Source organism: Herbiconiux sp. 320_LB (assembly GCF_059691755.1).
The window spans coordinates 293,567-315,851 of record NZ_JCAWAD010000006.1; the positions used below are offsets into that span (position 1 = coordinate 293,567).

The window sequence follows — 22,285 nt, forward strand, 5'->3', positions numbered from 1 at the left end:
TCTCCCCTTCCCGCTACCCTCGGGGTTGGAGAGGGAGACATGGCGACGCTGCTGTATCGGATCGGGCGGTTCGCCGCACGGCGGAGCCTCGCGGTGATCGCGGGATGGATCGTGATCCTCGGCCTCGCGGTGACCGGGGCGCAGCTGCTCGGCGGCACGCTCGCCTCTTCGTTCGAGATCCCCGGCACCGAGTCGCAGCAGGCGATCGACATGCTCGACCAGCGCTTCCCGCAGGCCAGCGGTGGCTCGGCGAAGGTGATCTACGTCGCGCCCGAGGGCCACCAGGTCAGTGAGTACCAGGAGGAGATCCAGAAGTCGGTCACCGCGCTCGCCTCGGCGCCGGCGGTCACCAGCGCCACCGGGCCCTACGACCAGAACGCGACCGGCCAGGTCAACGCCGGCGGCACGATGGCCTACACCGCCGTGCAGCTGTCGGTCGCGAGCAGTGCGATGACCGCGGCCGACGACCAGGCCCTGATGGCCGCGGGCGATCAGGCGGCCGCCGCCGACCCCGCTCAAGGGCTCACCGTCGCTTTCTCCGGGGTCACCGATCCGCCCGCCGCCGCGGTCGACTACACCGAGGCGATCGGCCTGATCGTGGCCTTCGTGGTGCTGCTGATCACCTTCGGCTCGCTGCTGGCGGCCGGGATGCCGCTGGTCACCGCGGTGATCGGGGTCGCCATCACCTCAACGCTGATCACCATCGCCTCGGGCTTCGCCGACATCTCCTCCACGGCTCCGCTGCTCGCGACGATGCTGGGCCTGGCCGTCGGCATCGACTACGCCCTCTTCATCGTCTCCCGGCACCGCGCGCAGCTGATCCGGGGCATGGACCCGAAGGAGTCCGCAGCGATCGCGGTCTCCACCGCCGGCAGCGCCGTGGTCTTTGCGGGACTCACCGTGATCATCGCGCTGCTCGGGCTCTCGGTCGTGCAGATCCCGTTCCTCACCGTGATGGGGGTGGGCGCCGCGGTCTCGGTCGTGGTGGCCGTCGTCGTCGCACTCACCCTGCTGCCCGCCATCCTGGGCCTGCTGGGCCGCACGCTGATCCCGAAGCCGACCTCGCGCGCCGCCCGCCGCGAGCTCGCCGCCGAGGGCACGCACCGCACGCTCGGCGCCCGATGGGTGGCGTTGGTCACCGCGAAGCCGGTGATCACGGTCGTCGTCGTCGTGGTCGGGCTGATCGTCGTCGCCCTCCCGGCCACCTCGCTGCGGCTCACGTTGCCGGATGCGGGGTACAACCCGCCCGGCTCGGTCTCGCGCACCGGCTACGACCTGCTCACCGAGGGCTTCGGCCCCGGGTTCAACGGCCCCCTGCTGGTGACGGCGGACATCTCGAAGACCCTCGACATCGAGGGCGCGCTGAAGGCCCTGCAGGCCGAGTTCACCGGGCTGCCCGACGTGGTCTCGGTGAGCCAGGCGGTGCCGAACGCGACGGCCGACATGGCCATCGTCTCGATCATCCCGGCCAGCGCCCCCGACAGCGTGCAGACCGAGGCTCTGGTGCACACCATCCGCGCCGACGCCGCCGCGTTCGAGGCCGCCAACGGCTTCGGCTACCAGGTGACCGGCCAGACCGCTCTGGGCATCGACGTCTCGGCCCGACTCGCCGGTGCGCTGCTGCCGTTCGGGGTCGTCGTGGTGGGGCTGTGCATCATCCTGCTGACGATCGTGTTCCGCTCGCTCGCGGTGCCCCTGTCGGCCACGGTCGGCTACCTGCTCTCGGTCGGGGCGTCGTTCGGCATCGTCACGGCGGTGTTCGAGTGGGGGTGGCTCTCCGACCTCGTCGGGGTCGCCAAGGTGGGGCCGGTGATCAGCTTCTTCCCCATCCTCCTGATGGCGGTGCTGTTCGGGCTGGCCATGGACTACCAGGTCTTCCTCGTCTCGCGGATGCGGGAGGAGTTCGTGAAGACCAGCGACCCGCACACCGCCGTGCGCCACGGCTTCATCGGCGCCGCCCGGGTCGTGACCGCGGCCGCGTGCATCATGTTCGCGGTCTTCGCCTCCTTCGTGCCCGGCGGCAACGCGGTGCTGCAGCCGATCGCGCTGGGCCTGGCCGCAGGGGTGTTCGTGGACGCCTTCCTGGTGCGGATGACCTTCATCCCGGCCGTGATGATCCTGCTGGGCCGACTCGGCTGGGCCCTGCCCCGCGCGCTCGGGCGGGTGCTGCCCGACGTGGACCTCGAGGGCGAGGGCGTGCGCGAGATGCTCGACGCCTCCGCCTGGCGGCCGCTCGACGACGAGGGGGCGCCGTTCGCGGTCGCCGCCGGCCGGGCCGTGGTCGAGGGCTCCGCCGCCGGGCCGTTCTCGGTGACCGCTCGGACCGGTGACCTGGTGCTGGTGACAGGGGCCGCGTCGACGAATCCGGATGCGGTGGCCGCGGCTTTCGCCGGTCGCCAGCGACTCCTCGGCGGGCACCTGCGGGTGCTCGACCGGCCTCTGCCGCACGAGGGGGCGGCGCTGCGCCGCCGCAGCCTCCTGGTGACCCGGCCGCTCGCGCTCGACCTGGCGACAGCGGCGAATTCGGAGGGGGCCGAGGCGCTCCCGCCGGGCGCCCTCGCCGTGCAGGAGCGGCTGCGGACGGCGATCGGTGCCGACCTCGCCGAGCTCTGGGGGCCCGTCGTGGCGGGCGACTGGATGCGCCAGCTGGCCGTCGCGAGCGTCGCGCCGGTGCGACTCGTCGCGGTCGACGGGACCGGCATCCCGACCGCCTTCCTGCAGCACGCGCTCGCCGTCGTGGAGGGGGTGCTGCCGCTCGCGACGACGCTGGTGGTCGCCCACCATGGGGCGCGGCTCGTCGCGGGTGCGCGGCCGGTGACGGTGGTGGAGCTCGTGGACGAGGCGGAGGCTGCTGCTGACGCTGCTCGTGCTCCGGCAGATGCCGATGGCTCCGCTCGTGCCGCCGACACCGTCGCCGCCACCGACCCGGGTCATCCCGAACCCGGCGACCCGGCCTCCCCCGACTCCCGAGAAGAGGTGACCGCATGACGAGTCTGCGCTCCCTGATCCGCGGCGGCGACACCGCCCGGGTCTCCCCCACCGCCCGCCGCATCGCCGTCGCGCTCGCCGTGCTCACCCCGCTGCTGATCGCCGGCGTCGCCGTGACCGCACTACGCGGCGGGGCGGCCGATGCATCCGATCATGCCGTGGCGCTCCCGGCCGCCGTCGTCAACCAGGACACGGTCGTCTACATCGAGCAGAACGGCGCCAAGACGCCCGTGCTGGCGGGCAAGCTGCTGGTCTCCGAACTCACCTCCGGCAGCTCGGGGCAGGGTTTCACGTGGGACGTGACGGATGCGGACACCGCGTCGGCCGGGCTGCGCGCGGGCAGCTACTCCGCCGTCGTCACCATCCCGGCGACCTTCTCGAAGGACTACGTCTCGGTCTCCGGCAGCACGCCCGCTCAGGCGCAGCTGCAGGTGGAGACGAACGGCGCCTCCGGCTACGTGACGGAGCAGCTCGCCTCGGCGCTCTCCGCCGACCTGCAGCAGGCGCTCTCCACCCAGGTGACCAAGCAGTTCGTCACCTCGACCCTTGGAGCGTTCACCACCCTGAACGGCTCGATCGGCGAGGCCGCGGCCGGGGCGACGAAGCTCGAGACCGGGGCGGGCCAGCTCTCCACCGGCGCCGGCCAGCTCTCGACCGGACTCGCCGGTGCCGCCACCGGCGCCACGCAGCTGGACACGGGTGCCCAGGCGCTCGCCGGCGGGCTCGCGACGATCAGCACGGCGACCACCGACCTGCCGGACTACGCCGGGAAGCTGGCCGACGGGACCAAGGGGGTCTCGGCGGGGATCGGCGTGCTGAACGCGCAGATCGACGACCGGCGGAACGAGCTGATCGGCGGTGTGGCCACCCAGCAGGCGGTCGTCGATGAACTGACGGCCGCCGTGCTCACGAATCCTGCCCTCCAGCCGACACTCGACAAGGCGACCGCGGTGCGCGACCAGCTGGCGTTCTCGGCCGGCCTGCTGACCCTCGACGGACTGGGCGGAGGGCTGCTCCGCGACGGATCCGACCTGGTCAGCGCCGGCGCGGCCCAGTTCGCCGCCGACCTGCCGCAGCTCTCCGACGGGATCGCCGCGGCCGCGTCCGGATCCGCCCAGCTCGCGACCGGCACCGCGGCGCTCTCCTCCGGGCTCGGCGAGCTGTCGACCGGATCGGCGCAGCTCGCCTCCGGGGCCCAGCAGCTCGCATCCGGGACCACCCAGCTCGCCGGAGGCCTCGGGCAGGCGGCCACCGCCATCCCGTCGTACACGACCGACCAGCAGGATGGGATCTCGACGGTCGTGAGCACCCCGATCGTGACCACCACGACCGACATCGCAGCCCTCCCCTCCCCCGCGGCGGCCATCGCGGCGGTGGCGGTGCCCCTCGCCCTCTGGATCGGCGCCCTGGCGATCTACCTCCTACTCGTGCCGTACTCGCGACGGCAGCTCGCCTCGACGCGCTCGACCTTCCGGGTCGTCGTCGGGGCGCTCGCTCCGGCGGCGCTGCTCGCGCTGATCCAGGGCGTGATCGCGGCCGTGCTGCTCGTCGTGACGGGGGCGGACGCGCCGGCTCTTCTGGCCGGGACCGGGTTCTCGGTGCTGATGTCGCTGTCGTTCGTGACCCTGCACCAGGGTCTGGTCGCCCTGCTGGGCCAGGCCGGCCGCATCCTCTCGCTGGCGCTGGTCGTGGTGCAGGTCGTCGCCGCGACGGTGCTGCTGCCGACCGGTCTCAGTGCGCCGTTCTACGCCGGACTGGCCGACCTGCTGCCGCTGTCGCACGCGATCACGGGGATGCACGCGCTGCTCGGCGGCGGATCGCCCGCCGTGGTGGTGCAGGAGGCTCTGGTGCTGGTGGTCTTCGGCGCGATCGGCCTGGCGCTGTCGCTCATCGCGGCGACCCGGGCCCGCGGGCGGAGCGTCATCCCGACCGATCAGGCGACGGCGGTGGCCCCGGCCTTGGCGTGAGCGAGGTCGAGGAACAGCTCGGTGTTGAAGCGGTAGGCCACGAGCACCTCGTCGATCACGCGCTCGCGCTCTCCCTCGTCCCAATCGACGGCGTCGAGCTGCGTGCGGTAGGTCTCCTTGAACTCCTTCGGCTTGGCGATGTCGCCGAAGAGGTAGAACCCCACCCCGTTGGTCTCGAAGCCGAACTGGCGCTGCATCAGCGTGCGGATGATCTGCCCGCCCGAGAGGTCGCCGAGGTACCGGGTGTAGTGGTGCGCGATGAAGCCACCGTTCCAGGTGGCCGCGACCTCGTCGATGCGGCGCACGTAGCGCGCGGTCGTCGGCAGCGGGGTGATCTCGTCACGCCAGTCGTCGCCGATCAGGAAGCGGAGGTCTTCGACGATGGCCGGGAGGCGGGTGAGCTTCGGCGAGATGAACAGGGCGGCGACCGGGTCGCTCTTCATCCGGTCGGCCGCGGCCTCGAGGGCTTCGTAGATGAAGAAGTGCTGGGCGACGAGCGCGATGTAGTCGTCGCGGGTGCCCTTGCCGCTCATCAGGTCGGTCATGAAGCCCGCACCCTCGCTGTCGCTGTGGCCGGTCCAGGTGCGCTCGCGGAGCGCCTGCGAGAAGGGGATTACAACAGCCATGCGATCAGTCCCGGTGTCAAGTGAGGTAAGTGTTACCTAACTTTAGTGGGACGACCCCGCTTCTCCTCAACCCATGAACCCGAATTCGGGTCGGGAACCAGGTCAGGCGTGGGCTCGCGGTTCGAGGCCCAGCACCGCGCAGGCCTCGTCGTAGAGGGCGACGATCTCGCGGCGCACCTCGGCGCGCTCGGTGATCCGGCCGGCCGGCCAGGCGACGGATGCCCGGGTCGTCCGGTCGTCGACCGTCACGTCCCACACCCCGCCGTCCTCATCCAGCCCGGTCATCGTGGCCGCCTCGGCGGACGGGTCGACGAAGGCGCGCGCGATCAGCAGGTTGTCGTCGGTGTGGTCGCCGTTCATGTGACGCAGGATCGCGTCGACGACGTCGGAGGAGAAGGTGGAGGTCACGGGCCACCAACCTAGTCGAGCAGCTGCGCCTGGAGGAAGTACGTCGTGCGAGCGAAGGCGAGCGCGGCCGCGTTCTTGTCCAGCAGGGGAACGAGGGTCGCGTTCGCGAAACCGGCCTCGGCGGTGGTGTACGAGTGCTGGGTCACGGGGGTGCCGTGCTCCTTCAACCGGCTCACGAAGCCGTCCACGTCGACCCCGCCGGCCCAGTCGCTGCCCGACGGGCGGTGCAGGAGCACCGGGCAGGGGATCAGGCCCGCCTCGTCGTCGCCGAGCACGGCGTAGTAGGCGGCCACCGCATCTGCCGAGCCGCTCTGCCCGAGCCGCAGGGCGTGCTCTCCCCCGTAGCCGAGCCCGATCACGCCCACGCGGGTGGCGCCGTGCGCCCGCCCCATGCCCACGGCGTCGAGGGCGGTCGCGAGGGCGAAACCCGGCTCGGCGCGGGCGACGAGCTCGGTCGCGCCCTCGGGGTCGATCGTCGCGAGGCCGTCGAACAGGTCGGGAACCAGGACGAAGAAGCCCTGATGAGCGAGCGCTTTCGCGTACGACTCGAGATAGGGGAGCCGCCCGTAGCCGTCGTGGATGATGACGACCGCGGGGCGGCCGGGCTCACCGAACTCCAGTGGCCAGCCGGGCGAGGGGATGTCGACGAACTCGGGCACGGTCACGCTCCTGCCGGGTGCTCGGATCGAGCGTCCAGGCGCTCGAGGTGGGCCAGGTGCAAGGCGGTCTGGCTGAGGGCGGAGTAGAGGTAGAACCCCGCGAGGTTCTCGAATCCCGCCGTCCAGGCGACGCCGGCGGCGATCTCCCAGACCGAGGCCCCGGGGTCGGCCGCGGCGAGGCCCGCGATCTCCGCCGAGCGGGCGAGATGGTGGCGGCGGGTCTCCTCGATCCGCTCGGCCGCGCCGGTGAACCGGTAGCCGTGACCCGGCAGCACCTCGAGCGAGACGTACGGCTCGAGGGCGTCCAGCGACTCGAGGTAGTCGGCGACCGGATCCGCGGAAGGACCGCCGAGGCCGAGGCCGGGGTAGATCGTCGGGAGCAGCAGGTCACCGGTGAACAGCAGCTGCTCGGCCTCGTCGACGAGCGCCAGATGTCCGGGCGTGTGGCCGGGGGTGTGCAGCACCCGGATGCGTCGGCCGGGCAGCGGGAGGAGGTCGCCGTCCGCGAGCAGCAGGTCGGCCTCGACCGGTGTCGCGTGCGCCGCCCGCCGCGCGACCTCGGCCAGTTCGGGTCGGCGCGACTCCGGGACGCCCCAGTCCTCGGCCCGGCGGGCGTCGTCGGCCACCCGGGTCGGGCCCGCCGCGGCCAGGGCGAGCATCGCCTCCTGCTCGGCACGGTGGACGGCGACGGCGGCCCCGGTGTCCCGGCGCAGCCGTTCGGCCAGGCCCAGATGGTCATGGTGCAGATGGGTCGACACGACGGTGCGCAGGCGCCCCGGATCGCTGCCGATCGAGCGGATGAGGGCGACCAGGCGGGCGAGGTTGGCCTCGTCGTCCACCCCGGGGTCGACGAGATGGAGGTCGCCCGCGGAGTCCTGCAGCAGGTAGCTCAGCGTGTGGCGCGGGAGATGCTCGGAGGGCATCGGCTGCGGCAGGATCCAGGTGCCCTCACGGATCAGGGCGGCGGGCGCGGGCTCGCCGTCCCTCGCCGACTCCGCGGCGCGCTCCGCCTCGCTGACCGCGTGCATCAGGGCAGCAGTGCGATCGTGTCGAGGAACAGCCGGGCGTAGCGGAGTCGGTCGACGTCGAGCGCGACATCGACCGGCACCGGGCCGGCCAGTGCTCCCGCCGTTCCTCCCGCGGCGCCCGTCGGCGTGCGGTCGGGGCCGGCGTGCGCGCCGTGCATCGCATCCTCCCCCAGCCGCTGCCGGCGGTCGACGACGGTCTGACCCCGGCTGGCGCCCGCGAGCTCCACCCGCACGGGTCGTCGCTCGACGACCAGCGCATCCGGGTCGACGAGCGCGCAGACGGCCCCGGCGTCGCCGATGTGGCCGGCGTAGCCGTCCGGGTTCGGCTCACCGTCGGCGTCGTCGGCCATCTGGTGGTGCAGCAGGGCGCCGGAGAGGCGTCCGGAGGCCGAGGCGCCGAGCAGCAGGCCGTCGGCGTCCTCCTCGCGGATCGTGACCTGGTTGAAGACGTCCAGGCCGTACATGAAGGTCGGCACGCCCGCATCCATCACGATCGCGGCGGCCTCGGGGTCGTGCCAGACGTTGAACTCGGCGACGGCGGTGGCGTTGCCGCCGCTGACGGCACCGCCCATGAACAGGATGCGCTCGATCTTCGGTGCCACCTCCGGGTACTGCCGCAGCAGCAGCGCGAGGTTCGTCTGCGGCGCCAGGGCGATGATCGTCACCGGCTCCTCCTGCGCGAGCAGCGTGTCGCGCAGGAAATCGGATGCGTGCCGCGGGTCGAGCGACCGCGTCGAGACCGGCAGGCCGACGTCACCGAGCCCGTCACCCCCGTGCACGTGCGAGGCGCGCGGCGGCTCGATCAGCGGTCGCCGGGCACCCGCCGCGACGGGGATCGCCGGGGCTCCCGCCACGTCGAGCACCTTCAGGGTGTTGGCGACGACGTTCTCGAGGGATGTATTCCCCGCGACGCATGTGATGCCGAGGAGCTCGATCCCGGGATGCGCGACGGCGAACATGATGGCGAGGGCGTCGTCGATCCCGGTGTCGACGTCGAGCAGAACACGATGGGTCACGACACCAATCTAGCGCCGCCTCAGCGCTTGGCGCGGGTGGACCACAGCGCCCACGCCACGAGCACCGGCTGGAAGACCAGCCGCACCGCACGTCGCCGGTCGGTGTCGAGCCCGAAGGCGTCGCGGCCGTGGATCCACTGCGAGACGTTGCCGGGGAAGATGGCGGTGAAGAAGGCCGCGGCGACGAGCCCGACCGTCTTCTTCTTGCCCGGGAGCGCGACGAGTGCCGAGCCGAGGGCGATCTCGGCGAGCCCCGAGACCAGCACGACGGTGTCGTCGTCGACCGGCACGAAGTCGGGCACCTGGGCCTGGAAGTCCTTGCGCGCGAACGTCAGGTGGGAGATCCCGGCAAACACCAGGATGGATCCCAACGCGATGCGGGCGATCGTCCGCGGGAGTGAATTCTTCGAATCGGCCATGGCATCCATGATGCTCCTTGGAGAGCGGATCACGGGAATCAGAGAGCGGATGACGGGAATCGAACCCGCGCTATCAGCTTGGGAAGCTGAAGTTCTACCATTGAACTACATCCGCGAATGGTGCAGGAACGACAATAGCAGGCGCGCCGTTACACTGACTCCGTGCTCCTCTCCGACCGCGACATCCGCACCCAGATCCGTGAGAACCGCGTCAGCCTCGAGCCCTACGAGCCCGCCATGCTGCAGCCGTCGTCGATCGACGTGCGCCTGGATCGCTACTTCCGGCTGTTCGACAACCACAAGTACCCCTTCATCGACCCGGCCGAGGACCAGCCCGAGCTCACCCGGCTGATCGAGACCAAGCCGGACGAGCCGTTCATCCTGCACCCCGGTGAGTTCGTGCTGGGGTCGACCTTCGAGCGGGTGGGTCTGCCCGACGACATCGCGGCGCGACTGGAGGGCAAGAGCTCGCTCGGCCGACTCGGCCTGCTCACGCACTCGACCGCGGGCTTCATCGACCCCGGGTTCTCCGGGCACGTGACGCTCGAGCTGTCGAACGTCGCGACGCTGCCGATCAAGCTGTGGCCCGGGATGAAGATCGGGCAGCTCTGCTTCTTCCAGCTCTCCTCCCCCACCGAGCGCCCCTACGGCTCGAGCGCCTACAGCTCGCGCTACCAGGGGCAGCGGGGGCCGACGGCCTCGCGCTCGCACCTCAACTTCCACCGCACCGACGTGTCGACGATCGACGAGGGATCGCTGGGCGGCTAGGTCCGCGCCGGGGGCAGCCCCCGGTCGGCTAGGACGCCGTTCCGCCCGGTAGGCCGGCCGCGCCGAGGCGGGTCGCGCCGCGGGACCGGGCGCGCTGCTCCTCGAGCGAGGCGGCGAAGGCGTCCTCCCAGTCGTCGGAGACGGTGATGCCGAGTCGCCGGGCCTCCTCGACCGAGAGCTCCTTCGGGAACCCGTAGGTGTCCGAGAGCCGGAAGACGTCTTCACCGGTGATGATCTCGCCCTCCCAGTCGGCGAGGGTCTGCAGCCCGCCGTCGAGCGTGCGGCGGAAGGCGTTCTCCTCCTTCACCAGCACGGCGATCACCTCGTCGCGCTGGGCGGCGACCTCCGGGTAGTCGTCGGCGTAGAGGTCGGCGATCACCGGCACGACGACCGAGAAGAAGTTCTCGCTCAGTCCGAGCGAGAGGGCCAGCCGGATCGCGCGGCGCAGCAGCCGGCGCATCACGTAGCCCTGCTCCTTGTTCGAGGGCCGAACGCCGTCGACCGCGAGGAAGGTCGCGCCGCGGAGGTGGTCGGCGATGATCCGCATCGCCGCGGTCTCGTTCTCGTACCGCCGCCCGGTCAGCGACTGGAGCGTCTCGATGATGGGCCAGAGCAGGGAGATACGGAAGACGTCGTCCGACCCGAGCGAGGCGGCGGCGATGCGCTCCAGGCCTCCCCCGAAGTCGACGTTCCGGCGCGCGAGCTCCTCGAACGAGCCGTCCTCCAGGCGCCGGTACTGCATGAAGACCTGGTTGCCGATCTCCATGAACTGGCCGCCGTCGCTCGCGGGGTGCGCGAGGCCGTACGAGGCATCCTGCTTGTCGGCGCCGAAGTCGTAGAACACCTCGCTGTCGGGGCCGCAGGGGTCGCCGATCGGGGTGCCCTCGAGCGAGCCGCCGCGCGACCACCAGTTCTCGCCGCCGTCGTAGAAGAAGATGCGCTCCCCCGGCTTCACGCCGCGTGCGTCGCCGTCGGCCTGCGAGCCGATCAGGGCGATGCCGTTCGAGATCCCGCGCTCGGCGAAGACCTGCTGCCAGATGCCGGCGGCCTCGTCGTCGCGCGGGATGCCGTTGGCCGGGTCGCCGATGAAGCAGGTGACGTAGATGTTCTCGGGGTCCAGTCCCACCACATCCACCAGGAAGGTGAAGAACTGGCGGATCTGCGTCTCCTTGAAGTAGTCGCCGAGCGACCAGTTGCCGAGCATCTCGAAGAAGGTGGTGTGGCGGTTGTCGCCGACGTCGTCGATGTCCTGGGCGCGCACGCAGGGCTGGCTGTCGACCAGGCGCTGACCGGCAGGATGCTCCTCGCCGAGCAGGAACGGCAGGAGCGACTGCATCCCGCTGCCGTTGAACAGCGTGCTGGTGTCGCCGCGGGGCACGAGGGGCGCCCGGTCGATCACGGTGTGGCCGTTCTGCTCGAGAAAGGCGAGGTAGGAGTTGCGGATCTCGTGGGCGTCCATGGGGATCAGCATCCCATAACGCTCAGCCCTCAGGCGAGACCGCTCGGCCCTCAGGCGAGGTCGCTCGGCCGCTCAGGCGAGGTCGAGCTGCGGCAGCTGCAGGGCGAGCCAGGGGCTGAACGCCCAGGGGGTCAGCGACACCGCGAGACCCAGCTCGGCCGCCTCGGCCCAGCGCCACTCGGCCACCTCCTCCGGGTTGGCGTCGAGCGGGCCCGCGGCCCGGGCCAGGTAGACCGGGCAGATCTCGTTCTCCACGATCCCGGATGCGTCGATCGCGAGATACCGGAAGTCCGGCAGCGCCAGCTCGAGCCCCGTGATCTCGAGGCCGAGCTCGGTCGCGGCGCGCCGGCGCACCGCATCCTCGAGGTCCTCCCCCGGCGCCGGGTGGCCGCAGAACGAGTTCGTCCACACCCCCGGCCAGGTGAGCTTGCCGAGCGCGCGCCGGGTGACCAGGATGCGGCCCTCGTCGTCGAAGACGTGGCAGGAGAAGGCCAGATGCAAGGGGGTGTCGTCGGTGTGCACCGAGTGCTTGTCGGCCACACCGATCGGTGCCCCCTCGTCGGAGAGCAGAATCACCTGTTCGGTCGTGCCGGTCATTTCACTATTGTCCTTTATAACAAGGCAGCCGTGTAACGTGATGCCGTGGACACTCACGATCTCGTCGCAGTGTCGGAGCGCCGGCAACAGCACGTCGACCGTGTTCTGGCGGCCTTCTTCAGCGATTCACGTCGCCGGGCGTCGGCGCTCGGCGCGCCGTACTCCGCTCTCTGGGAGACCCTCGAGCGGAACGCCTCCGGCGGCAAGCGGTTCCGGCCGCGGATGGTCATGGCGGCCTACGAGTCGCTCGGCGGAACCGACGTCGACGCGGCCGCCCACGTCGGCGCGGCTTTCGAACTTCTCCACACCGCCCTGATCGTGCACGACGACGTCATCGACCGCGACTTCGTGCGTCGCGGCGGGCCGAACGTCTCGGGAAGCTACCGCGACATCGCGACGACCGCCGGCATCCCGCTGCCGACCGCGGAGCACCGCGGCATGTCGGTCGCGATCATCGCGGGCGACCTCGCACTGTTCAACGCCTACCGCCTGATCGACCGCTCGGGCGTCGACGGGCTGCTCCGCACGCGACTGCACGACATCCTCGACGAGGCGATGTTCGTCTCCGCCGCCGGCGAGCTGTACGACGTCGACTTCTCGATCAGGTCCACTCCCCCGTCGGTCGAGGAGATCGTCGACATGGAGCGGCTCAAGACGGCCGGGTACTCCTTCGAGGGCCCGCTCGCGGCCGGAGCGGTGCTGGCGGGCGCCGAACCCTCCGCCGTCTCGGCGCTCGGCGACTTCGGGCGCGACATCGGCATCGCCTACCAGATCGTCGACGACCTGCTCGGGGTGTTCGGCGACGAGAGCGCGACCGGCAAGACGACGCTCGGCGACCTCCGCGAGGGCAAGCGCACGGTGCTCCTCGCCCACGCGGTGACGCAGCCCGAGTGGGCGGAGGTCTCCGACCTGTTCGGCTCGCCGACCTTGACCGCCGAGGAGGGCGACCGCATCCGTGGCGTGCTGGAGCGGTGCGGATCGCGGCGCTTCGCCGAAGCCCTGTCGGCCGACTTCGCCAACCGCGCCTGGGAGTCGCTCGTGGACGAGTCGCTGCCCGACCCGGTGCGCGAGGAGTTCCGGCCGATCGTCGCCGCGGTGCTCGGGCGGGTGCGGTGAACCGGCCCCGCCTGCGGATGCGGCCCCAGGGATCGGGTGCGGAGCCGAGCCTGTACGACCGGGTCGCCCTCGAGACGGCGTCGATCGTCATCCGCCGCTACTCCACCTCGTTCAGCCTCGCCTCGCGGCTGCTCGCTCCCCCGGTGCGCCAGCACGTCGAGAACATCTACGCCCTGGTGCGGCTGGCCGACGAGGTGGTCGACGGGGTCGCCGCCGAGGCCGACCTCGGCCGCGACGAGATCGCCGAGCAGATCGACGCCCTCGAGCGCGAGACCTGCGCGGTGCTCGCCAGCGGCTACAGCACCAACCTGGTCGTGCACGCCTTCGGCTGGACCGCCCGCCGCGTGGGCATCGGCGAAGACCTCACCGCCCCGTTCTTCCGGTCGATGAAGGCCGACCTCTCGGCGACCCGGCACACCCCGGAGAGCTTCGACGACTACGTCTACGGCTCGGCGGAGGTGGTCGGGCTGATGTGCCTGGCCGCGTTCCTCGACGGCGGCCGGGTCTCGCCCACCGAACGGGCGCGGCTCACCGACGGGGCACGGCACCTGGGCGCCGCCTTCCAGAAGATCAACTTCCTCCGCGACCTCGCCGCCGACTTCGGCACCCTGGGCCGCAGCTACTTCCCCGGCATCGACGTGACGACCTTCACCGAGGCGGAGAAGGCCCGGATCATCGCCGACATCGAGGTCGACCTGCGGATCGCGGCGGCCTGCCTGCCCGGGCTGCCCGCCTCGAGTCGCCGGGCGGTCGCGCTGGCCCAGGCTCTCTTCGAAGAGCTCACGGTGCGCCTGCGCGACACGCCGGCCGCCGTGCTCGCCACGGCGCGCATCCGGGTTCCGACGCCGGTGAAGGCGAGAATAGCGGTGGAGGCCGCCATCGGGCGGCTCCCGCAGCCGCGCGGCCGCAGCGCACCCGGGCGACGGGGACCAACCGAGGGAGACACGATCCAGTGACCGTGAGCACGAAGAAGGCCATCGTGATCGGCGGAGGGATCAGCGGACTGGCCAGTGCCGCGCTGCTCGCCCGGGAGGGCTGGGCGGTCACGCTCCTGGAGAAGAACGACCAGCTCGGCGGCCGCGCCGGCATCTGGGAGAAGGACGGCTTCCGCTTCGACACCGGGCCCTCGTGGTACCTGATGCCCGAGGTCTTCGACCACTTCTTCCGCCTGCTCGGCACGAGCGCCGAGGAGCAGCTCGACCTGGTCAAGCTCGACCCCGGCTACCGGGTGTACTTCGAGGGAGAGGCCCAGCCGCTCGACCTGGCCGCCGACCGCGAGGCGAACATCGAGCTGTTCGAGTCGTACGAGCCCGGAGCGGGCGTGCGGATGTCGGGCTACCTCGACTCGGCGGCGGAGACCTACGAGCTCGCGAAGGACCACTTCCTCTACTCCACCTTCGAGAAGGTGTCGCCACTGATGGTGGCGCCCGTGCTCAAGCGGCTCCCCCGCCTGGTGCGGCTGCTGACGGAGCCATTGGCGACCTTCGCGAACCGGACGGTCAAGGATCCGAAGCTCGCTCAGGTGCTGGGATACCCAGCTGTATTCCTCGGAACCTCCCCATATGCCGCTCCGAGCATGTATCACCTGATGAGCCATCTCGACCTCACCGAGGGTGTGCTGTACCCCCAGGGCGGCTTGGCGACGGTGATCACCGCGATCGAGCGACTGGCCCGGGCGGAGGGCGTGGAGATCGTGACCGGCGCCGAAGCGACGCGGATCGTCATGGAGCTGGAGGGCGCATCCGTCGTCGTGCCCGAACCGGTCGACGTGTACGACTACGAGACCACCGAGTTCGACACGAACGTGATCGACCGCGACGAGCTCGCCCGCGTGTTGGCGGGGGAGGCGTCGACCGCCGCGCGCCCCGAACCCGTGGTGCAGGAGCCGGGCACCGCCAAGCCCGCGGTCGGGGGAGTGCACTACACCGACCGGTCGGGCCGGGCGCACTCGCTGGAGGCCGAGGTCGTCGTCTCGACCGCCGACCTCTGGCACTCGGAGACGCAGCTGCTGCTGCCCGAGCTGCAGACCTACCCCGAGTCGTACTGGGAGAAGAAGACCGCGGGGCCGAGCGCGCTGCTCATCCTGCTGGGCGTCGAGGGCGAGTTGCCCGAGCTCGAGCACCACACGCTGTTCTTCACGAAGGACTGGAAGGGCGACTTCGGCCAGATCTTCGGCTCGAGCCCGAGCATCCCCTCGCCCGCCTCGCTCTACGTCTGCCGCCCGAGCGCGACCGACGACGGGGTGGCCCCCGAGGGGCACGAGAACCTGTTCGTGCTGGTGCCCATCCCCGCCGACCCGCAGATCGGCGCCGGCGGCGTCGACGGGGCCGGCGACCCGGGCATCGAGGCGCTCGCCGACGAGGCCATCGCCCAGATCTCCTCCTGGGCCGGGATCCCGGATCTCGCGGAGCGAGTCGTGGTGCGCCGCACGATCGGGCCGCAGGACTTCCTGACCGACCTCAACTCCTGGAAGGGCACGGCGCTCGGCCCCGCGCACACGCTCCGGCAGAGCGCGATGTTCCGGGCGCGCAACCGGAGCGCCAAGGTCGACGGCCTCTACTACGCGGGCGGCTCGACCACGCCCGGCATCGGCCTGCCGATGTGCCTGATCAGCGCCGAACTGGTGCTGAAGCGGATGCACGGCGACACCAGCACGACGGCCCTCCCCGAGCCGCTCGGCGCCTGACCGGAGACCGGCCGTGGGCATCCTGTACCTCGCTGCTCTGCTCGTGTCGCTGTTCGGCATGGTGATGCTCGACCGACGGTGGAAGCTGTTCTTCTTCGACGACCCGCGCCGGGCGGCCGTCGTGCTCGTCGCGGGGGTCGTGTTCTTCCTGGTCTGGGACCTGTTCGGCATCGGGCTGGGCATCTTCTTCCGCGGCGAGACGTCGTTCATGACCGGGATCGTCGTCGCGCCGGAGCTGCCGCTCGAGGAGCTCTTCTTCCTGACGCTGCTCTGCTACCTGACCATGAACGCCTTCGGGGGTGCCCGGCGACTGCTGGGTCGTCGGGCGGATCGGGGGCGGGCGTGAGCTACTGGGCGCTGAACGCGATCTTCCTCGCGGTGGTGGCGGTGGTCGCGGTGGCGGCCGCGGTCAGGGTGTTCGGCGCTCGCGGCGCCGGCCGGGGTGCGTCCCGTGGCGCCGGTGGCGCCGGCCGCGATCCCCGCCGCACCGTCGCCGCGATCGGAATCACCCTGGCCGGCCTGCTCGCCCTCACCGCGGTGTTCGACAACGTGATGATCGGCGTCGGCCTGGTCGGCTACGACCCCGACCTCATCTCCCGCGCCTTCGTCGGCATCGCCCCGCTGGAGGACTTCGCCTACGCGATCGCCGCCGCCGTGCTGCTGCCGTCGCTCTGGCTCCTGATGGAAAGGCGACCCCGCCCGTGATCCGCCAGCTCCTGCTCTCCTCACGACCGCTCTCGTGGGTGAACACGGCCTTCCCGTTCGCGGCGGGCTATCTGATGACGACCCGCGAGGTCGACCTGACCTTCATCCTGGGCACCATCTACTTCCTCATCCCGTACAACCTCGCGATGTACGGGATCAACGACGTCTTCGACTACGAGTCCGATCTGCGGAACCCCCGCAAGGGCGGCGTCGAGGGCGCCGTGCTCGACCGGTCGCTGCACCGCATCACGCTGTGGGCGGTGGTGGTGACCAATGTGCCGTTCCTGGTGTTCCTGGTCGCGGTCGGGTCGCCCGCATCCTGGGCCGTGCTCGCCGTCAGCGTCTTCGCGCTGATCGCCTACAGCGCACCGCGGCTGCGGTTCAAGGAGCGGCCGTTCCTGGACTCCCTGACCTCGTCGACGCACTTCGTCAGCCCGGCCGTCTTCGGCCTCGTGCTCGCAGGGGCCGTGTTCACGCCGGGGCTCTGGGCCGTGCTCGGCGCCTTCTTCCTCTGGGGCGTCGCGAGCCACGCCTTCGGGGCGGTGCAGGACATCGTGGCCGACCGCGAGGGCGGGATCGGCTCGATCGCCACGGTCATCGGGGGAGCGGCCACGGTGCGCTTCTCGTTCGCGGCCTACCTCCTCGCCGGCGTGCTGCTGCTGTTCACGCCCTGGCCCGGTCCGCTCGCGGCGGTGCTGGCCGTGCCGTACGCCGTGAGCATCCTGCCGTTCTGGTCGGTGCGCGACGCGGAGGCCGAGAGCGCGAACGCCGGGTGGCGGCGGTTCCTCTGGCTCAACTTCGTCGCCGGGTTCCTGATCACGATGCTGCTGATCTGGACCTGGGTGCTCTCGTGAGCGGTTCGCGGGGCGCGGTGGCCGCGGCCGCGGCGGGCTCGGCCCGGCGGCGCACGCTCACCGCGGTGCTCGGCGCGCTCGGCGTCGTCGTGCTGGCGATGGTCGCCGTGGTGGCACTGCTCGTGGTGTTCTCGCCGCCCACGCCCGGCACGGCGACCGCCGGCGACGACGTGCCGACCGCCGGGGCGACCCGCAACGCGATCTTCTCCTTCGGCCACACGGTCGGCAACGCCGTGCCGAGCCCTGACGCCGAGCTCGAGGCGAACCAGCGGCTCCCCTTCGAGCTCACGGTCGCGCCAGACGCCTTCCGCATCCGGGTCGAGAACCGCCAGTACAACGCCGAGACGACCTTCGACGCGGGGGTGCGGCTGAGCGGGTTGTGGATCGGCGACGGCGGACTGGCGGAGCCCGGCGCCGACGGCATCGCGCGGCCGACGGGGTCGTACACGGGCATCCCGGTCTCGCTCGCCGGGCCGGCCGACGTGGGTGGGGCGGGTTTCGTGACCGACTGGATCACGCCGGACCGGTTCGCCCTGGGTGACGACACCCCGTACCTGCTGTCGATGGGGTGGACCGCGCCGGCCGGTGCGACGCTCGCCACCTACCCGGGGCTGTCGTGGCTGGCGACCGGTGCCGGGTCCTCGGCCTCCTCGGCCGTCTCGGCGATCGCGCCCGTGGGGGTGTCGACGACGATGAACTACTTCGACGTCTCGATCGAGTACACCTTCTCGAGCGACGCCCCCGTGCTGCTGAGCATCGGCCACTCGCTGAACACGCCCGTCAACGGCAAGCGCAAGCTGTTCCCGACCCGCGGCGAGAACACCTCGTGGCCGCAGCAGTGGGCCGCCGAGCACGACGCGATCGCGGTGACCATGGCGTCGTCGGGCGCGGTGACCACCGACTTCCGGGCCGACTCGACCAAGTGGGAGCGGTACGCCGGCATCGATCCGCAGATCGTCACGATCTGGGCGGCCTCGAACGATCTGTCCGACGGGCATCCCTTCGACGAGATCCAGCGCAACTGGCGCGAGATCCTGGCGACGGTGAAGTCCGAGTGGCCGGATGCCGCGGTCTACGCGATGACCGAGCCGCCGCGCGGGCTCACCGGCACCTCCGAGGCGACCCGCGTCGAGTGGAACGAGTGGTTGCGGTCGGTGCCGGACGGGTTGTCCGGCGTGATCGATGCGGATGCGCTGCTGCGCGACGCGGCGGACCTCACCCACCTCGACCCGCGCTTCGACGCGGACGGGGTGCATGTCAACGAGGCCGGCCACGCCGCGGTCGCCGAGGGGGTGCCGGCGTTGCCGCCGGTCGGCGGGGGAGCGGGGGAGCGCTGACCCCGGCCGTTCACGGCGGGGCGGTATTCTGCGCGGCATGACGGAGCGCGGAGTGGAACCTTCCGGTGCGGGCGCGGGCGGCTCCGTCGGGTCCGGTGGTCGCCTCGAGCGCAAGCTGGGGCTGGCCGACGCCGTGTTCATCGGGCTCGGCGCCATGATCGGCGCGGGAGTCTTCTCGGCCTTCGCGCCGGCCGCGGGAGCAGCCGGTTCGGGTGCTGGGTTGCTGATCGGACTGGTCGTCGCCGCGGTGATCGCCTTCTGCAACGCGGCCTCGTCGGCTCAGCTGGCCGCGGTCTACCCCGCATCCGGTGGCACCTACGTCTACGGCCGTGAGCGGCTGGGGGAGTGGTGGGGCTTCGCCGCCGGCTGGAGCTTCGTGATCGGCAAGACGGCGAGCTGCGCCGCGATGGCGCTGACCTTCGCGCTGTACGCGATCCCGGATGCCTGGGGCTGGGCCGCGAGACCGGTGGCGGCGCTCGCCGTGGCCGCGCTCGTCACCGTGAACCTGTTCGGGGTCACGCGCACCGCGCGGCTGGCGCGGGGGATCGTGGTGGTGGTGCTGGCGATCCTGGCGCTGGTGGTCGCATCCGGGGTCGTCGCGGCCGCCGGGGGCGGGACGGCCGGGGGTGGGTCGGCCGGCGGCGGGGTAGGCGGCGGCCTGGCGGGCACGGGGGGTGCGGACGGGGTCTTCGGGAGCGGGCCCGCAGGGCTGCTCGGGGGGCTCGGGGTGTACGGCATCCTGCAGGCGGGGGGTCTGCTGTTCTTCGCGTTCGCGGGCTACGCGCGGATCGCGACGATGGGGGAGGAGGTGCGCGAGCCGGCGCGCACGATCCCGCGGGCGATCGCCATCGCGTTCGGGATCGCCATGGTCGTGTACGCCGCGATCGCGCTGGTGACGCTCGGGGCGCTGGGGGCGGGAGGGCTGGCGGCGGCGTCGGATCCGATCGCCGCGGCGGTCGAGGCCGACGGCTGGGCCTGGGCTGCGCCGATCGTGCGGCTCGGGGCGGCGCTGGCGAGCCTCGGGGCGCTGCTCGCGCTGATCACCGGGATCGGACGAACCTCGCTCGCGATGGCGCGCGAGGGCGATCTGCCGCGGTCGCTCGCCGTGGTCGACCCGCGTCGTTCGGTGCCGCGGAGGGCCGAGCTGGTCGTGGGTGCGGTCGTGATCGTGCTCGTGCTGACCGTCGACCTGCGCGGGGCCATCGGGTTCTCGTCGTTCGGGGTGCTGCTGTACTACTTCGTGGCCAACCTGGCGGCGTTCACGCAGCCCCGAGAGCATCGGCGCTACCCGCGGGCGTTGCAGGTGCTCGGGGCGGTGGGCTGCGCGGTGCTCGTCGTGACGCTGCCGCCGCTCGCGATCGTGGTGGGGGTGCTCGTCCTGGCGCTCGGCGCCCTCCTCCGCCTCCTCGCGCGCGCCCGCGCCGGCTCCCGCGCCCACCCCTGACCCTCCGCCCCGCCCTCGGCCTCTGAGCGCTCACGCGCCTAACCGTCCGCCTCGCCCCCGACCCTCCGCACCTCCCCGCGGCCGACGCCACCTCGCGCCCACCTCCGCCTGGGCGCCCCCTCCCACTTCGCCGAGAAGTCACCTTTACGTCTTCCGCGCGCGATTTGGACGTGTTCGTGACTTCTCGGCAGCGGGGTGGGGTGCGCGAGGGGCTGATGGCTAGGCGCTGTATGCGGGCTGGTGGGTGGGATTGGAGCTGGCGGGGCGGTGCATGTGGGTGGTGCGTTGGATGCGGGTGGTGCGGTGGATGTGGGGAGGCGGGGCAGGGTGATGCGGGGGCACCCTGGGTGGGTGCCCCCGCGGGGGTGGTGCGTGTGGCTACTCTTGGGTGCCTGTCCGGCGGCGGGTGGCCGCGAGGAGGGTGGTGCCGAGGAGGAGGAGCAGGGCGAGTCCGCCGATCAGGGGGAAGGGGTTTCCTCCCGTGAGGGCGAGGCTGCCCGTGTCAGCACCGGCGCCGGTCGTCGCGGACGCGACGGGGGCGGTGGTGAACCCGGCCGGGACGACCGTGGCGGGCGTCACCGGAGCCGCCGGGGTGGCGGGCTGCTCGGGAGTCACCGGGGTTCCGGGATCCGTCGGGGTCCCCGGGTCCGTCGGACCGGTCGGGTCCGTCGGGTCGGTGGGGTCCGTCGGGTCCGTGGGATCGGTCGGATCCGTCGGGTCCGTGGGATCGGTCGGGTCGGTGGGGGTGATGGTGGATCCGCCGGTGGTGCAGTCGCCGATGACGCAGGCGGCGTTCCCGCCGATGGTGATGGGCAGGTCGATGATCGGGATGATCTGGTTCCCGCCGCCGATCGAACCCTCACCGTTCGTGGCCGGGTCACCCGGGGTGCCCCCGGTCGGGACGGTCACCGTCGACCCGGTCGAGGACGAGTCCCCGATCACCGAGACACCGTTACCGCCCACCGTGACGGGAACACCGATCACCGGGATCACCTGGTTGCCGCCGGCGACGCTGTCGTTGCCATCGGTCGTGGCCCCATTGGTGCCGGTTCCGCCGTTGCCGGTGGTGGTGGTGACATCAGACCCATCCGAGGACGAATCCCCGATCACCGAGATGCCGTTGCCACCCACCGTGACCGGCGCGGTGACGACCGGGCTCACCTGGTTGCCGCCGGCGACACTGTCGTTGCCGTCGGTGGTGGCTCCGCCGGTGGTGCCGGTGGCGGGGGTGGTGCCGGTCCCGCTGCCGGTGTTGCCGGTGATGGTGGTGACGTCGGAGCCGGTCGACGAGGAGTCGCCGATGACGGAGATGCCGTTGCCACCCACCGTGACCGGTGCGCTGATCACCGGGGTGACCTGGTTGCCGCCGGCGACGCTGTCGTTGCCGTCGGTGGTGGCTCCGCCGGTGGTGCCGGTGGCGGGGGTGGTGCCGGTCCCGTTGCCGGTGGTGGTGGCGTCCGAGCCGGTCGACGAGGAGTCGCCGATGACGGAGATGCCGTTGCCGCCGATGGTGACCGGTGCGGTGATTACCGGGGTGACCTGGTTGCCGCCGGCGACGCTGTCGTTGCCGTCGGTAGTGGATCCGCCGGTGGTGCCGGTGGCTGGGGTGGTGCCGGTCCCGCTGCCGGTGTTGACGGTGGTGGTGGCGTCGGAGCCGGTCGACGAGGAGTCGCCGATGACCGAGATGCCGTTGCCACCCACCGTGACCGGGGCGGTCACGACCGGGCTCACCTGGTTGCCGCCGGCGATGCTGTCCTCGCCGGTCGTAGTGCCAGCTCCTGTGCCTGTGCCCGTGCCCGTGCCCGGCGTGGTGCCGTTGCCGGTGGCGGGGGTGGTGCCTGTGGTGGTGGTGGCGTCGGAGCCGGTCGAGGACGAGTCTCCGATGACCGAGATGCCGTTGCCGGCGACGGTGACGGGGAGCGCCACGTCGATCGGCAGCTGGGTGCCGCCGAGGATGCTGTCCTCACCGGTCGTGGTGGCTGACCCGGAGGTGCCGGTCGCGGTGCCCGTGCCGGTCGTGCCGGTCGTGGCGGTGGAGTCGGTCGAGGAGGAGTCGCCGATGACCGAGATGCCATTGCCGCTGATCGTGACGGGGACCGCGACGTCGATCGGCGCCTGGGTGCCGCCGAGAATGCTGTCCTCACCCGAGGTGGAGGCGCCCGGCGAGGAGTCCGCGACGGGAGCATCCGCCGCCGGTGCCGCCTCGGC

At 71.8% G+C, this 22,285-nt stretch carries 20 protein-coding genes and 1 tRNA gene; 11 read left to right on the plus strand and 10 right to left on the minus strand.

Annotated elements, in window-relative coordinates; translation table 11 throughout:
• Positions 1 to 39 precede the first annotated feature (39 nt).
• A complete protein-coding gene (locus tag AC59HU_RS16735) occupies positions 40 to 2,988 on the plus strand; it encodes an MMPL family transporter (protein WP_497224551.1) in 2,949 nt (982 codons plus the stop codon).
• The gene (locus AC59HU_RS16740) at positions 2,985 to 4,955 is read left to right on the plus strand and encodes a YhgE/Pip domain-containing protein (protein WP_497224552.1); all 1,971 of its coding nucleotides are present in this window, start codon (positions 2,985 to 2,987) and stop codon (positions 4,953 to 4,955) included. The genes AC59HU_RS16735 and AC59HU_RS16740 overlap by 4 nt, the downstream gene beginning before the upstream one ends.
• Here the strand turns inward: AC59HU_RS16740 and AC59HU_RS16745 are convergent.
• From AC59HU_RS16745 to AC59HU_RS16775, 7 genes are all read right to left on the minus strand, one after another.
• Positions 4,922 to 5,581 carry a biliverdin-producing heme oxygenase gene (locus AC59HU_RS16745; protein ID WP_497224553.1) on the minus strand — a complete coding sequence of 220 codons (660 nt, stop codon included), beginning with the start codon at positions 5,579 to 5,581 and terminating at the stop codon, positions 4,922 to 4,924. The genes AC59HU_RS16740 and AC59HU_RS16745 overlap by 34 nt on opposite strands.
• A gap of 102 nt (positions 5,582 to 5,683) precedes the next feature.
• Entirely contained in the window at positions 5,684 to 5,989 is a 306-nt protein-coding gene (locus AC59HU_RS16750) for a DUF2470 domain-containing protein (RefSeq protein ID WP_497224554.1), read from the minus strand.
• An 11-nt stretch (positions 5,990 to 6,000) separates the two neighbouring features.
• Positions 6,001 to 6,648 carry a dienelactone hydrolase family protein gene (locus tag AC59HU_RS16755; protein WP_497224555.1) on the minus strand — a complete coding sequence of 216 codons (648 nt, stop codon included), beginning with the start codon at positions 6,646 to 6,648 and terminating at the stop codon, positions 6,001 to 6,003.
• Positions 6,649 to 6,650: 2 nt separating this feature from the next.
• Positions 6,651 to 7,676: an MBL fold metallo-hydrolase gene (locus AC59HU_RS16760; RefSeq protein ID WP_497224556.1), complete on the minus strand. Its 1,026-nt coding sequence runs from the start codon at positions 7,674 to 7,676 to the stop codon at positions 6,651 to 6,653.
• Positions 7,676 to 8,692: a nucleoside hydrolase gene (locus AC59HU_RS16765; protein ID WP_497224557.1), complete on the minus strand. Its 1,017-nt coding sequence runs from the start codon at positions 8,690 to 8,692 to the stop codon at positions 7,676 to 7,678. Before AC59HU_RS16765 ends, AC59HU_RS16760 begins: the two co-directional genes overlap by 1 nt.
• A 20-nt stretch (positions 8,693 to 8,712) precedes the next feature.
• The gene (locus tag AC59HU_RS16770) at positions 8,713 to 9,111 is read right to left on the minus strand and encodes a DoxX family protein (protein WP_497224558.1); all 399 of its coding nucleotides are present in this window, start codon (positions 9,109 to 9,111) and stop codon (positions 8,713 to 8,715) included.
• 44 nt (positions 9,112 to 9,155) lie between these two features.
• Positions 9,156 to 9,226 (minus strand) — tRNA-Gly (locus AC59HU_RS16775).
• 47 nt (positions 9,227 to 9,273) lie between these two features.
• On the opposite strand from AC59HU_RS16775, the gene dcd reads away from it, so the two are divergent.
• A complete protein-coding gene (dcd, locus tag AC59HU_RS16780; protein ID WP_497224559.1) occupies positions 9,274 to 9,879 on the plus strand; it encodes a dCTP deaminase in 606 nt (201 codons plus the stop codon).
• A 28-nt stretch (positions 9,880 to 9,907) separates the two neighbouring features.
• Here dcd and AC59HU_RS16785 read toward each other — a convergent pair whose 3' ends face one another.
• Positions 9,908 to 11,350, minus strand: coding sequence for an alanine--tRNA ligase-related protein (locus tag AC59HU_RS16785; RefSeq protein WP_497224560.1), 1,443 nt, complete (start codon positions 11,348 to 11,350; stop codon positions 9,908 to 9,910).
• A 60-nt stretch (positions 11,351 to 11,410) separates the two neighbouring features.
• Positions 11,411 to 11,935: an isopentenyl-diphosphate Delta-isomerase gene (gene idi, locus AC59HU_RS16790; RefSeq protein ID WP_497224561.1), complete on the minus strand. Its 525-nt coding sequence runs from the start codon at positions 11,933 to 11,935 to the stop codon at positions 11,411 to 11,413.
• A 45-nt stretch (positions 11,936 to 11,980) separates the two neighbouring features.
• On the opposite strand from idi, the gene AC59HU_RS16795 reads away from it, so the two are divergent.
• From AC59HU_RS16795 to AC59HU_RS16830, 8 genes are read left to right on the plus strand one after another with little or no spacing between them, the layout of a single operon-like run.
• Positions 11,981 to 13,051, plus strand: coding sequence for a polyprenyl synthetase family protein (locus AC59HU_RS16795; protein WP_497224562.1), 1,071 nt, complete (start codon positions 11,981 to 11,983; stop codon positions 13,049 to 13,051).
• Positions 13,048 to 14,007, plus strand: coding sequence for a phytoene/squalene synthase family protein (locus AC59HU_RS16800; RefSeq protein WP_497224563.1), 960 nt, complete (start codon positions 13,048 to 13,050; stop codon positions 14,005 to 14,007). Before AC59HU_RS16795 ends, AC59HU_RS16800 begins: the two co-directional genes overlap by 4 nt.
• Positions 14,008 to 14,009: 2 nt before the next feature.
• Positions 14,010 to 15,737 (plus strand): phytoene desaturase family protein, encoded by a 1,728-nt coding sequence (gene crtI / locus AC59HU_RS16805; RefSeq protein ID WP_497224564.1) that lies wholly within the window; start codon positions 14,010 to 14,012, stop codon positions 15,735 to 15,737.
• A gap of 13 nt (positions 15,738 to 15,750) precedes the next feature.
• The gene (locus tag AC59HU_RS16810) at positions 15,751 to 16,083 is read left to right on the plus strand and encodes a lycopene cyclase domain-containing protein (RefSeq protein ID WP_497224565.1); all 333 of its coding nucleotides are present in this window, start codon (positions 15,751 to 15,753) and stop codon (positions 16,081 to 16,083) included.
• Entirely contained in the window at positions 16,080 to 16,442 is a 363-nt protein-coding gene (locus tag AC59HU_RS16815) for a lycopene cyclase (RefSeq protein WP_497224566.1), read from the plus strand. Before AC59HU_RS16810 ends, AC59HU_RS16815 begins: the two co-directional genes overlap by 4 nt.
• Positions 16,439 to 17,296: a prenyltransferase gene (locus tag AC59HU_RS16820; RefSeq protein ID WP_497224567.1), complete on the plus strand. Its 858-nt coding sequence runs from the start codon at positions 16,439 to 16,441 to the stop codon at positions 17,294 to 17,296. The genes AC59HU_RS16815 and AC59HU_RS16820 overlap by 4 nt, the downstream gene beginning before the upstream one ends.
• A complete protein-coding gene (locus AC59HU_RS16825) occupies positions 17,293 to 18,633 on the plus strand; it encodes an SGNH/GDSL hydrolase family protein (protein ID WP_497224568.1) in 1,341 nt (446 codons plus the stop codon). Before AC59HU_RS16820 ends, AC59HU_RS16825 begins: the two co-directional genes overlap by 4 nt.
• Before the next feature lie 37 nt (positions 18,634 to 18,670).
• Positions 18,671 to 20,077, plus strand: a complete 1,407-nt coding sequence (locus tag AC59HU_RS16830; RefSeq protein ID WP_497224569.1) for an APC family permease — start codon at positions 18,671 to 18,673, stop codon at positions 20,075 to 20,077.
• Positions 20,078 to 20,455: 378 nt separating this feature from the next.
• Here the strand turns inward: AC59HU_RS16830 and AC59HU_RS16835 are convergent.
• A partial coding sequence (locus AC59HU_RS16835; RefSeq protein ID WP_497224570.1) for a hypothetical protein occupies positions 20,456 to 22,285 on the minus strand: 1,830 nt, incomplete at its 5' end.

Excerpts from the sequence above, each read along its gene's own strand:
- AC59HU_RS16745 (WP_497224553.1), bottom strand. The coding sequence starts at position 5,581 with ATGGCTGTTGTAATCCCCTTCTCGCAGGCGCTCCGCGAGCGCACCTGG.
- idi (WP_497224561.1), bottom strand. The coding sequence starts at position 11,935 with ATGACCGGCACGACCGAACAGGTGATTCTGCTCTCCGACGAGGGGGCA.
- AC59HU_RS16740 (WP_497224552.1), top strand. The coding sequence starts at position 2,985 with ATGACGAGTCTGCGCTCCCTGATCCGCGGCGGCGACACCGCCCGGGTC.
- AC59HU_RS16830 (WP_497224569.1), top strand. The coding sequence starts at position 18,671 with ATGACGGAGCGCGGAGTGGAACCTTCCGGTGCGGGCGCGGGCGGCTCC.
- AC59HU_RS16785 (WP_497224560.1), bottom strand. The coding sequence starts at position 11,350 with ATGCTGATCCCCATGGACGCCCACGAGATCCGCAACTCCTACCTCGCC.
- AC59HU_RS16760 (WP_497224556.1), bottom strand. The coding sequence starts at position 7,676 with ATGCACGCGGTCAGCGAGGCGGAGCGCGCCGCGGAGTCGGCGAGGGAC.
- AC59HU_RS16770 (WP_497224558.1), bottom strand. The coding sequence starts at position 9,111 with ATGGCCGATTCGAAGAATTCACTCCCGCGGACGATCGCCCGCATCGCG.
- AC59HU_RS16735 (WP_497224551.1), top strand. The coding sequence starts at position 40 with ATGGCGACGCTGCTGTATCGGATCGGGCGGTTCGCCGCACGGCGGAGC.